Origin of the sequence: Flavobacterium aquariorum (assembly GCF_003254745.1) — a bacterium.
Classification (GTDB): domain Bacteria; phylum Bacteroidota; class Bacteroidia; order Flavobacteriales; family Flavobacteriaceae; genus Flavobacterium; species Flavobacterium aquariorum.
On record NZ_QKXH01000012.1, the window covers coordinates 1 to 12,680 of the forward strand.

Genomic DNA, 12,680 nt, shown 5'->3' on the forward strand with positions numbered 1-12,680 from the left:
ATCAGCGGAATGACCGTTGGAACCTCCTATACCGTTACCGCCACCAGCGGAGGCTGTACCTCTGCCGCTTCGGCATCGTTCAGCAATGCGGCGCAATTGCCAACACCTGCAGTTCCGACACTCAGCAACACGGCAGCAAGCTGTTCGGCTGACGGAACCAGCACCATCAGTAATTACAACGCGGGTAACACCTATACCTTCACTCCGGCAGGTCCGAGCGCAGGTGCAGGAGGGGCAATCAGCGGAATGACCGTTGGAACCTCCTATACCGTTACCGCCACCAGCGGAGGCTGTACCTCTGCCGCTTCGGCATCGTTCAGCAATGCGGCGCAATTGCCAACACCTGCAGTTCCGACACTCAGCAGCACGGCGGCAAGCTGTTCGGCTGACGGAACCAGCACCATCAGCAATTACAACGCGGGTAACACCTATACCTTCACTCCCGCAGGTCCGAGCGCAGGAGCCGGAGGGGCAATCAGCGGAATGACCGTTGGAACCTCCTATACCGTTACCGCCAGCAGCGGAGGCTGTACCTCTGCCGCTTCGGCATCGTTCAGCAATGCGGCGCAATTGCCAACACCTGCAGTTCCGACACTCAGCAGCACGGCGGCAAGCTGTTCGGCTGACGGAACCAGCACAATCAGCAATTACAACGCGGGTAACACCTATGCTTTCACACCGGCAGGTCCAACTGTGGGTGCAGGAGGTGCTATCAGCGGAATGACCGTTGGAACCTCCTATACCGTTACGGCCAGTAATGGAGGTTGTACCTCTGCCGCTTCAGCCTCGTTCAGCAATGCGGCACAGTTGCCGACACCTGCAGTTCCTTCACTCACAGCAGGAACGATCAACTGTAATGATATTACGGCAAATTGGACAGCAATACCTAATGTAACGGGTTATCGCATAGACGTTGCAAGAGATAATATTTTTACAGATATTTTACCTGCCTACAATAATTTATTACTGGGCAGTGGAGTCGCTACTGAAAATGTAACGGGACTAGCATCCGGATTAACTTTCTATATAAGGGTACGTGCGGAAAATAGTTGTGGAACGAGTCCTAATTCTAGTACTCTTACAATAACAACTGGGTCAAGTAGTACTGCTTTTACTACTGATTTAGTACAACCAACTTGTGTATTGGCTACTGGAAAAATAACCATCAATGAATCAGTGGTTGATCCGTCAGACCAGTATAGTTTCGATGACGGGGCAACGTATCAATCTTCAAATATCAAAGATTTATTGGCTGCGGGAACCTATAAAGTAAGAATAAAAAACACAAATGGTTGCGAGACCGCAGCAACAACAGTGGTTTTAAATGCAGCAACTGTTACTACTTATTCTGGATCTTGGTCCAATGGAGTTCCAGACATACTTAAAAAAGCAATTTTCGCAAGTAATTATACCGTTACAGGTGACATACAAGCCTGCTCATGCGAAGTAGATAGTGGAGTAACTGTAACTGTTAATCCCGGATTTTCTTTAGTGCTAGAAAATGGTATAGATGTTTTAGGATCTGGATCAATAATATTTGAAAACAATTCAAGCTTGATACAAACCAATAATGTTGTCAATACAGGAAATATAACTTATAAAAGAAATACTACTCCGGTTGGTAAATTTGATTACACTTATTGGTCTTCTCCTGTTTCACCTCAAACTTTATTGAATGTTTCGCCTACCACATTATTCGATAAATACCTTTCTTGGGATGCTGTTGGGGGAAAATGGAAAGTAGAAGCTACTGGAACAGTAATGGAGAAAGGGATTGGTTACATTATTCGTGGTCCACAGGCAAATGCTACTCCAGCGGTTCATACCGCCAGTTTTATTGGTGTACCTAACAATGGTACTATTTCTGTTTCTATAGCTGGTTCTGGATTGAGCTATCTCATAGGAAACCCATACCCCTCTGCTTTAGATGCAGATGAATTTTTAGGAGCAAATTCAGCCTTAGACGGGACTATCCGTTTTTGGACACATAATACACCTGTTACCAACTTAAAATACAATGGCAATGATTATGCTTCTTATAATGCGGTGGGAGGTACTGGAACGGCAGCTGCAAATACAGGTGTAAATAATTCTATTCCAACAGGAAAAATAGCAGCTGGACAAGCATTTTTTGCAACGTCAAACGCTGCAGGAACGGTTACTTTTGAAAATACGATGCGAGTAGGCCCCGGAGGTGCAATACTTAATAACTCTCAGTTTTTTAAAGGACCTAAACCAAAAACAAGTAGTGCTTTGAAAAAACATCGAATTTGGCTCAATCTATCAAATGTGGATGGTGCCTTCAAGCAATTGTTAGTTGGTTATGTTACCAATGCCACCAATGGATTGGATAGGCTTTTTGATGGTGAGACAATGAATGCTAATAAATATGTTGATTTTTATAGTATTAACGAAAGCAAGAAACTTTCGATTCAAGGTCGTGCATTGCCGTTTGACATTCTGGATCAAGTACCATTAGGATTTAAAACAACCATTGAGGGAACTTTTTCAATAAATATTGACCAAGTAGATGGTATTTTAGCAAGTCTGCCAATATTTTTAGAGGACAAATTAACTGGTACTATTGTTGATCTTAAAAAAGGAGCGTATAGTTTTTCTACAGCTACTGGAACCTTTGATGATCGTTTTGTATTGCGATATATTGATCGCTCCATAGTTAATAATTTCCCTAATATTAACTTAGAAAAAGTGCTAGTCTCTGTTAAAAACCATCAAATAAAAATCAATTCTTTTGACCAAACCATTGAAAATGTAACTATTTATGATTTGAGCAGAAGAAAACTTTATGAAAAGGATAACATTAATAGTAATGAATTTAATGTTCCTGATTTTAGTTCTACCAATCAATTTTTAATGGTGCAAATCCGTTTGAAAAATGGTAAAATAGTTACCGATAAAATTATTTATTAAAGTGATTAGAATAAAATTGTTTATATTTATGTTATGACTCTAAAACAATTATTTAGGACATGACGATAAAACGAAAAGCCCATTCCTTTCGGTTTGGGCTTCTTTTTTAAATTATAGTCTTACAGCTAGATTGATTTTTTTGTATTGAATTAGTTGTTTACTTTTTTAATTGACACCAACAACGGCTTTCAATTCAATATATTTTTCAAGGGTTTTAAAATTATGCCCCTTTTCTTTCATGGTTTTAATAAAGGCAGGAGAAACTCCCATTGATTTTGCTCCAATAACATTATCAACATCTAAATCATTAAATCCTAGATTTTTGTATTCATTTATCAAATCTGGAGTTATGTTCTGTGATTTCAAAGCAAACAAGTCATCCGGTTTCAGATTTTTATAACCTATCTTTTCAAATTCACCTATATATTTTGGAGTAATATTTAAAGATTTGAAAGCAAACAAATCATCCGGTTTGAGATTTTTATAACCTGCCTTTTCAAACTCATTGATATATGCCGGAGTAATACTTAAAGATTTGAAAGCCATAAGATCATCGTTAGAAAGATCATTATATCCCAATTCTTTAAAAGAATCAATAAATTTTTTATCGATATTTAAAGACTTAAATGCAATAATATTGTCCCCAGATTCATCATCGTCTTTACTGTTAGTCGAGTTATGAAAATCTGCAATAAATTTGCCATTAACGCCTTGAGATTTTAATGCAATAATATTATCTGCAGTAATATTTTTATAGCCAGCTTGGCGTATCTCATCGATATAAGCTTTGTCTATCCCCATTGATTTAAAAGGAATTAAATCTTCCAAATTAAAATCAGGAATACCAGCCTGCTTAATAGAAGTAACATACTCCTCATTTGCATCTAAAGACACCAACGGAATCAATTGATCTTTATCAATATCCTTGTATCCGTTTTTCTTCAGCATTTTCACATACGAAGTTTTCACATTTACCATAAAGAAAACCATAAGATCCCTGTCATTTTCAATTGTAACTCCTTCTTGAGCCATTGCTTTGCTAAAATTTTTGCTGGCAACAAATTTATACATTCCCATTCCATTGTTTCCTTCAAATTTTCCTTCAAAATTCATGATTCCCGCTTCGCGTGTTATTGTAAACTCGCCCTTCATGTCCTTTGTTAATCCATTCAATTCGCTCAGCTGAAAAGTAGTTGATGAATTATTGTTCTCATCGTTTTTAAACTGAATATTTACTGTATTGCCTTTGATAACTGCAAACCAGCTTCCCTCGGTATCCATTCCATTTTGAATGTTTGAATGCTCATTTGGCTCTTTGGATTCTTCATTTAAATTTAGAGTTTGTCCTTGCGCTACCGGTTGATTAAAAAGGCAGGCAAATAACACCATTAATGGTACAAGGAAAAAGTATTTCCAAGTGGTGTTTACATTTGATTTTTTTGAGTTCATCATAATGATTCGTTTTTTGATTAATGATTGATTATAGTTAGTTGTAAGACTCAATGGAAAATGGGGTGCTGCAACTTTAAGCAAGCTAAACTGATAACTTTCTTTTTCAACAGTGTCCTGCAAAAGCATTTGATTATCGGTCAAAAATTCAAGATTACTTTCCAATACTTTTCGCCATTGCCACGCAAAAGGATTGAACCACTGAAAAATGAGAACTATTTCAGCAAGCAGTAGGTCAATGGTATGTTTTTGCTCAATATGAATTTTTTCATGTAGCAAAATCTGATTATACATTTCCCATTCATATTTTTCAGGATTGATAAAAATATTATTGGCAAAAGAGCAAGGAGCCTTGTCTTCCTTTATTTCGACAATACGAAATTTTCCATCTTGGATAACCTCTTTTGAATAGGCTCTATATAGCAATATAATTAACTGCATCAAAAAGTTAAGCCCAAAAATTAGAACTCCGAACCAATACAAATAAACCGTCCACTTCACAAACAGATCAGCATTGATAACTTGTTTTGTCTGTTCTACAATTGATTTCTGAACAGGTTGTTCTTTTAACTCTGTTGTATTCTTGTCTACCGGAACTTTAGCCAATGCAATCTGCATTACCACAGGTGCATTTCTAAATGATAGTTGCTGAGGCACTGGAAGCAGGGGCAAAATAAAAGTCAGCGTCATACAGGAAAGCAATACAAACCTGTTCAAATGAAAGAAAGTTTCTTTTTGCAAAAGCAGCTTATAAAACATAAGACAAGCAGAAAGAATAATGGCTGTATACAAAATATAAGGTATCATTTTTTATCTTTTTTAATGATGTTCACTATTTCATCCAATTCATTTACTGTAAGTTTTTGCTCTTTGGCAAAAAAAGCAAGCATTCGCGGATACGAGTTATCAAAATACTGACTAACGATATCCTTCAATGCAAATTGTTGGTATTCTTCTCTACTGATAACTGGAAAAAAACAATGCATATTCCCGGCTGTTTCATGATTCAAAAACCCTTTTTCCTCCAGTATCTTCACTATTGTTGCCACACTGTTATAATGTGGTTTTGGATCAGGCAGCAATGGAATTATGTCCCTAATAAAGGCTTTGTTTAAATCCCAAAATACTTGCATTATCTGTTCTTCTCGCTTAGCTAATTTTATCATCGTTTAAAATATTTTAGCGCAAGATACTACTAATTAATTAGGAGGCAAACTAATTTATTAGTATTTTAACTAATCAATTAGTAATAATAAGAAATTCGCATACTAAAAGATTTAAAATAACTTGCTTATATTCCATAAAAATCATTGATTAACAATCATTTAAGTCTCTATTTACATTTTATAACATAACAATACTAATTTGACAAACATTACAAACCCCAATAACATAAGCATATACGTTAACATCCTTTTTTCTCTTTATGCTAATACATTCTAGAACAAATCAATTCTATTTATAAAAATATAAATCCTATTTTTGCACCTTAAAACACAATAAATCTATTTTATGCTCATTATAGGAATCGCAGGGGGAACAGGATCAGGAAAAACAACAGTGGTACATCAAATCATGAATGAATTACCGGAAGCTGAAGTTGGAATTATTGCTCAAGACTCGTACTACAAACAAACGCACGACCTTAGTTACGAAGACCGTTCCCATATCAATTTTGATCATCCAAGAGCTATAGATTTCGAATTGTTGGTAGCACACCTCAAAGAGTTAAAGGCGGGAAATACCATTGACCAACCTGTCTATTCTTTTGTGCAACACAATAGGACCGATGATATTGTAGTTACACATCCCAGAAAAGTAATGATTGTGGAAGGCATCTTAATCCTGACAAATCCTGAATTAAGAAGTCTTTTTGATATCAAAATATTTGTTCATGCCGATTCGGATGAACGTTTAATTCGTCGCATGAAAAGAGATATTGCCGAACGCGGAAGAGACATGCATGAAGTTCTAAACCGTTATCAAAGTACCTTAAAACCAATGCACGAGCAATTTATCGAGCCTTCAAAAGCCTTTGCCGACATTATAATACCCAACGACAAATTCAACACTGTAGCCATCGATGTAGTTCGTGCCGTAATTAATCAGCGTATTTTATAATTTTGTTGTAATTTTATCGTGTTTAATTCACAACATTCTTTATCTCATTTTTGCATAATGAAAATTAAGAAGTTATAAAAACAAATAGTGTTGCCTATTAAATTTGGTTTAAAAAATATTCCCAATGAAAAACCCCTTTAAAAACAAATCTTGGTTTAAATTCCTAAGCAACAAGTACGTTTGGGTCTCGTTATCATTTTTAACATGGATGGTTTTTTTGGATAATTACTCCTATTTTGAACATCGCTTTCTGGACAAACAAATTAATGACTTAGAAGACAATGCTACTTATTATCAAGGAGAAATAAAAAAAGATGAAGAAAACATCAAACAGCTTAAAAATCCTTTGCAAATCGAAAAATATGCTCGGGAAAAATACTATATGAAAAAAGATAGTGAAGATATTTATATCATCGAATTTGATGGTGATACAGTCAAAAAAAAATAATCCTATCGCATTTCAAATCTAATTACATTTAAAAAATGGCCAAGAATTTATTCGACGATTTCAGCCCTGTTTCTGCAAAACTTTGGAAACAAAAAATTCAATTTGAACTCAAAGGAGCCGATTATAACGAAACCGTAATCTGGAATTCTCCCGAGGACATCAAAGTAAAACCATTTTACGATAAAGAAGATATTACCAAAAAGTATACTGTTTCCACAAAGGCTTCGCTATTTAGAATTTGCCAAAACATCTATGTCTTTGATTTAGAAAAATCAATCGAAAAAGCGTTGGACTCCATCAATCGTGGTGCCGAAAGTTTACGTTTTACCATTCCAGAAGAAACCGTAAATATTGGAAAACTATTGGAAAAACTTCCTTTAGAAAAAATTGTCATTTACTTTCATTTCCATTTTATTTCAATCGATTTCGTTAAAAAGATTAACACTATTGCAAAAGAAAAAAAAGCAACTGTATATTGCCTTTTAGATCCTATCGGACAATTAGCCAAAGACGGAAATTGGTATAATACCCCAGAAAAAAACAACTTTGACACCCTAAACATACTTTCCAAAGAAACCACATCTCTTTCGATCATAAGTATCAACGGCGGATTATATCAAAATGCGGGTGCTACTATGGTTCAGCAAATTGCTTACAGTCTTGCACATGCGAATGAATATTTCAACCGAATTCCAGACATAAATCAACCTATTGTTTTTCAGATTTCAGTGGGAGCCAATTATTTTTTCGAAATCGCAAAGCTTCGTGCTTTACGGATCCTTTTCAAAAGCATAGCCAAAGAATACAATCACAACCTGGATTGTCATATACTGGCTACTCCAACAAAGCGCAACAAAACTATCTACGATTACAATGTAAATATGCTGCGCACCACAACCGAATGTATGAGTGCCATTCTTGGTGGAGCAAATGCGATTGCTAATTTACCGTATGACGCTTTGTACCACAAAGACAATGAATTTGGAGACAGAATTGCCCGAAATCAATTGCTGATTCTAAAAGAGGAAAGTTATTTTGACAAAGTAGACAATCCTGCTGATGGAAGTTATTATATCGAAAGTTTAACCAGTCAATTGGCTGAAAAAGCATTAGTATTATTCAAAGACATTGAAGCCAACGGAGGTTTTCTAAAGCAACTGAATGAAGGTGTAATCAAAAGAAAAATACAGGAAAGCGCTGATACCGAACAAACTTTGTTCGATTCCGGAAAAGAAACGCTTTTGGGAACCAACAAATATCCCAACAAGAACGACAAAATGAAACATGACTTAGAATTGTTCCCTTTTGTAAAAATCAAACCAAGAAAAACGTTGATTACTCCGATAATTGAGAAAAGATTGGCGGAAAAATTAGAACAGGAACGACTTTCTGAAGAGTAATCAGAATTCAGTCTTCACCAAACAATAAAATCAATTTGGCAATAAAATAACAAATTGATTAAAGGCTAAAAAAATGAAAAGAAAAGATTTACAACATATAAAGCTTAAAGAAGATTTCCAGTCTGAAAACTACAGTTTGCAGTCTGAGAACTTCCTGACCGCAGAAGGGATTGAGCTTCACAAAACGTATACTGAAAAAGATATTGAATCTATCGAGCATCTTGATTTTGGAGCTGGATTTGCACCCAACTTGCGTGGCCCTTATGCAACTATGTATGTGCGCAGACCTTGGACAATACGTCAATATGCAGGATTTTCTACAGCTGAAGAAAGCAATGCTTTTTATAGACGAAACTTAGCCGCTGGTCAAAAAGGACTTTCAATTGCTTTTGATTTACCCACGCACAGAGGTTACGATTCGGATCATGAACGCGTAGTAGGTGATGTTGGAAAAGCTGGAGTAGCCATAGACTCTGTTGAAGACATGAAAGTATTGTTCAATGAGATTCCGCTTGACGAAATGTCGGTTTCAATGACGATGAACGGTGCCGTTTTACCCATTATCGCATTTTATATTGTGGCTGCCGAAGAACAAGGTGTAAAACCGGAACAACTTTCGGGAACTATTCAAAATGACATCCTGAAAGAATTTATGGTGCGTAATACTTATATCTATCCACCTACTCCATCGATGAAAATCATCGCCGACATATTTGAATTCACCAGCAACAAAATGCCTAAATTCAATTCCATTTCCATCTCAGGCTACCATATGCAGGAAGCTGGAGCAACAGCTGATATAGAATTAGCTTACACATTGGCCGATGGATTGGAATATATTAGGACAGGATTGGCAACGGGAATGAAAATTGATGATTTTGCTCCTCGCCTCTCTTTTTTCTGGGCTATTGGGATGAACCATTTTATGGAAATTGCCAAAATGAGAGCAGGAAGAATGATATGGGCTAAATTAATCAAACAATTCGGCCCAAAAGATGAAAAATCATTGGCACTGAGAACTCACTGTCAAACATCTGGTTGGAGTTTAACGGAGCAAGACCCATTCAACAATGTGGCACGCACTTGCATCGAAGCAACTGCAGCAGCTTTTGGTGGGACACAATCTTTACACACCAATGCACTTGACGAAGCTATTGCTTTACCCACAGATTTTTCAGCTCGAATTGCCCGTAATACCCAAATCTATTTACAGGAAGAAACCAAAATAACCAAAACTGTAGATCCGTGGGCTGGTAGTTATTATGTAGAAAGCCTGACCAACGAAATTGCAGAAAAAGCTTGGAAACTAATCGAAGAAGTTGAAGAATTGGGTGGAATGACCAAAGCCATTGAAACCGGAATTCCCAAGATTCGAATTGAGGAAGCAGCAGCCCGCAAACAAGCCCGAATTGACAGCAGTCAAGATATTATTGTTGGGGTCAACAAATACCGTTTGGAAAAAGAAGATCCATTACAGATTTTGGATGTAGACAATCAAATGGTTCGACAACAACAACTCGAACAATTAGACCGAATTAAAGCATCCAGAGATGCTAATAAAGTGCAGACATCCCTTCAAAAATTGAAGCTTTGCGCCGAAACGGGCGAAGGAAACTTACTGGAATTTGCCGTTGAAGCAGCGAGAAACCGTTGTACATTGGGAGAAATTAGCGATGCATTGGAAACTGTTTTCGGAAGGTATAAAGCACAAATTAAATCTTTTAGTGGAGTGTATAGCAAAGAAATCAAAGACGACAAAAGTTTTGAAAAAGCAAAACAACTGGCAGATACCTTTGCCAAACAAGAAGGGCGTCGACCAAGAATCATGATTGCCAAAATGGGACAGGATGGTCACGACCGTGGTGCAAAAGTAGTGGCCACAGGTTATGCAGATGTGGGTTTTGATGTGGATATTGGCCCATTATTTCAAACTCCAGCAGAAGCAGCCAAACAAGCTGTAGAAAACGATGTGCACATATTAGGCGTATCCTCGCTCGCGGCTGGTCATAAAACATTAGTTCCCCAAGTAATTGAAGAATTAAAAAAATACGGAAGAGAAGACATTATGGTTATCGTTGGTGGAGTTATCCCACCACAAGATTATCAATTTCTATTTGATGCTGGAGCGGTAGCTGTTTTTGGACCTGGAACAAAAATAAGCGATGCGGCTATCAAGATTTTAGAAATTTTAATTGACTCATAAATACCCTCCTTTAAAGAAGTTATTGTCTTCAAAAATTGATACTTCTTTTTCTTTTATAGCTATTCAGTACTTTAGCTAATTGTTAAAGTACTGAATAATTAGATTTAAAACCCTCTGTTTATTTTTTTGCATAGCAAAATAGGCACATCTATTCAGTCCCATTAATTTTACCAAAAAAGCTATCTTCTTCTTTTTTTATTATATTTTTTTTCTTTTTCACCAACAAAAAAACAATCTCCAAAAATAAACTATCCGCCAAAGAATCATTTATTTTTTAATATAAAAACCAATTTTTCATCTTAAAATTTAAAATTGGGAGGTACTTGCTTAATAATTAAAATTTTATGACTCTCAATCTGAATAAAAAAGGTTTTTTAAATTAACATCCCTTAAGCAAGGCGTTAACAACACGTGCGTTATAATTACCCTATTTTTATAACAGTCTTTAAAATAAATAAAACAACAAAAAGGGGAAGAAACAATGAACAAGCCTTACCATTTATTTTAAAAATAAAATTTCAAAATATAATATTAATTTAAAATAGAATATTATGAAAGCCGTTTTAATTATTGCATTAGTTTTAGGAATGCATATTACCTCATATTCACAAGATAAGATAATAGAAGGTAATGACGAAGGAAATATGAACACAGTAGATCTACCAGAGATTGTTATTAAAAATGCAGGGAAAGATTTTTCCTATTATTTACCAGACAAAAATCCAGACATTACCGTTAATCAACTTGAAAAAGAATTTGTAGCTTATGATTTAGGGAAAGACTATGAGGGATATGAAAACTATCTGGTTATTTTATCCACAGGAAAAGGTTCATTATCAGCAACCTATGATGTTAATGGTAAACTAACTAGTGTTGTAGAAAAATACACTGATACGATGCTACCTCATCCAGTTATTTACTCTGTATATAAAGCATATCCTGGTTGGCAAATTGTAAATGACAAGTATCTCTACACACAAGAAAATGGAGATGTTACGAAAAAAGAGTACAATTTAAAACTCAAAAAAGACAACGAAGTAATTAAATTAAAAGTAAATCCGAAAGGTGAAATCATCTCAAAAAGTTAAACAAAAAAATTAAGAGGAGGTTTGGAAAATCATTTCCAAACCTCCTCTTAATAGTAAAATTTGAGATTCAATACAATTTAAATCATCACTCTTGCAGTACTGTCAGCAACAATGAAGGAAGTATCGTAACCTCCAAATCTTCTCAGATAGCTTCTCAATGAAGTTCCATAAACGTCTTTAATAAAACGCTTCCCTTTATATCTGAAATACTTTTTAACAGATCCCACACCAGCAAGATGTGCCGCTGCCAAAATTCCTGATTCAGTAATTCGGATGCCGTTCAAAACAGTTCCATCATACCTTTCAATGACTTTTCTTAACTCCCATTTGTTTTTTGACAAAAGGGCAATAAAAGCTTTTTCTTGCATTCTGGGGCTGTTTAAGAATGCGTCGGAATTGTGAACCCCAATAGTTTTTAAAGTTTCAATACCAAATTGGTATTTTCCTAAATAGCCGAGAGAATTAATTTTTCTGTATTTTCCTTGTGATTCTTTGAAGCCGATTGCTTCTTTATATCCAATAAAAAAGGTTCCAGTATAGGGAATCTCAGAATTGGTATAATCGCTCACATTTAATGATGGTAGTAAGTAGGATGTATCATCTGTTTCGTTAATTAGAAACCATGGGGTAGATTCTAATTTGGAGGGTTTAAAACCTAAGCTTAAAAAAGCTACTACAACAATCAAACTTGTGTAAAAATACCATTTTTTTATCATATTTGGGTTTTCTTCAAAACGCTGTCCCGTTAAGAAATTTCTATGCCCAAAGATACGACTTTAAAAATAAAGCTGAAAATCAAGGCTTTAAACTTATCAACTTTTTAAATTTTCACTCCTTAAGTTACTAATTGTGCGGGCGTTCGAGTTTTGAAAATAAATCGAAATAATTAAAAAAATGTAACTTATTCAGCATCAAAACATAAGCTTATTCTTGCTTAAAAAAAGTAAAAACGTCTAGAAAAAGCAAAATAACACTGAATTGATTACAAATTCTTCATTTTACGATAACGTTTGAAATAAAAATATAAGAATTGTTAATTA

General features: G+C 35.6%; 9 protein-coding genes. 6 read left to right on the forward strand and 3 right to left on the reverse strand.

The features are described from left to right. Window positions 1–2,931 (forward strand): T9SS sorting signal type C domain-containing protein (locus DOS84_RS16455; RefSeq protein ID WP_133255353.1); only part of this gene is annotated, 2,931 nt, incomplete at its 5' end. 165 nt (window positions 2,932–3,096) lie between these two features. Here DOS84_RS16455 and DOS84_RS16460 read toward each other — a convergent pair. Together DOS84_RS16460 and DOS84_RS16465 are read right to left on the reverse strand one after the other, a co-directional pair. Further along, the gene (locus tag DOS84_RS16460; protein WP_111411207.1) at window positions 3,097–5,187 is read right to left on the reverse strand and encodes a M56 family metallopeptidase; all 2,091 of its coding nucleotides are present in this window, start codon (window positions 5,185–5,187) and stop codon (window positions 3,097–3,099) included. Then, window positions 5,184–5,546 carry a BlaI/MecI/CopY family transcriptional regulator gene (locus DOS84_RS16465; RefSeq protein WP_111411208.1) on the reverse strand — a complete coding sequence of 121 codons (363 nt, stop codon included), beginning with the start codon at window positions 5,544–5,546 and terminating at the stop codon, window positions 5,184–5,186. The genes DOS84_RS16460 and DOS84_RS16465 overlap by 4 nt, the downstream gene beginning before the upstream one ends. A gap of 346 nt (window positions 5,547–5,892) precedes the next feature. On the opposite strand from DOS84_RS16465, the gene udk reads away from it, so the two are divergent. The 5 genes from udk to DOS84_RS16490 all read left to right on the forward strand — a co-directional run bounded on the left by udk (window position 5,893) and on the right by DOS84_RS16490 (window position 11,640). Next, a complete protein-coding gene (gene udk / locus DOS84_RS16470; RefSeq protein WP_111411209.1) occupies window positions 5,893–6,501 on the forward strand; it encodes a uridine kinase in 609 nt (202 codons plus the stop codon). A 124-nt stretch (window positions 6,502–6,625) separates the two neighbouring features. Beyond that, window positions 6,626–6,949: an FtsB family cell division protein gene (locus DOS84_RS16475; RefSeq protein WP_111411210.1), complete on the forward strand. Its 324-nt coding sequence runs from the start codon at window positions 6,626–6,628 to the stop codon at window positions 6,947–6,949. A gap of 35 nt (window positions 6,950–6,984) precedes the next feature. Then, a complete protein-coding gene (locus DOS84_RS16480) occupies window positions 6,985–8,349 on the forward strand; it encodes a methylmalonyl-CoA mutase subunit beta (protein ID WP_111411211.1) in 1,365 nt (454 codons plus the stop codon). A gap of 73 nt (window positions 8,350–8,422) precedes the next feature. Then, on the forward strand, window positions 8,423–10,552 hold the full coding sequence (gene scpA / locus DOS84_RS16485; protein ID WP_111411212.1) for a methylmalonyl-CoA mutase: 2,130 nt from the start codon (window positions 8,423–8,425) through the stop codon (window positions 10,550–10,552). 551 nt (window positions 10,553–11,103) lie between these two features. After that, window positions 11,104–11,640 (forward strand): hypothetical protein, encoded by a 537-nt coding sequence (locus DOS84_RS16490; RefSeq protein ID WP_111411213.1) that lies wholly within the window; start codon window positions 11,104–11,106, stop codon window positions 11,638–11,640. A 77-nt stretch (window positions 11,641–11,717) separates the two neighbouring features. Here DOS84_RS16490 and DOS84_RS16495 read toward each other — a convergent pair whose 3' ends face one another. Continuing rightward, on the reverse strand, window positions 11,718–12,356 hold the full coding sequence (locus DOS84_RS16495) for a peptidoglycan-binding protein LysM (RefSeq protein WP_111411214.1): 639 nt from the start codon (window positions 12,354–12,356) through the stop codon (window positions 11,718–11,720). Between the last annotated feature and the right edge of the window lie 324 nt (window positions 12,357–12,680).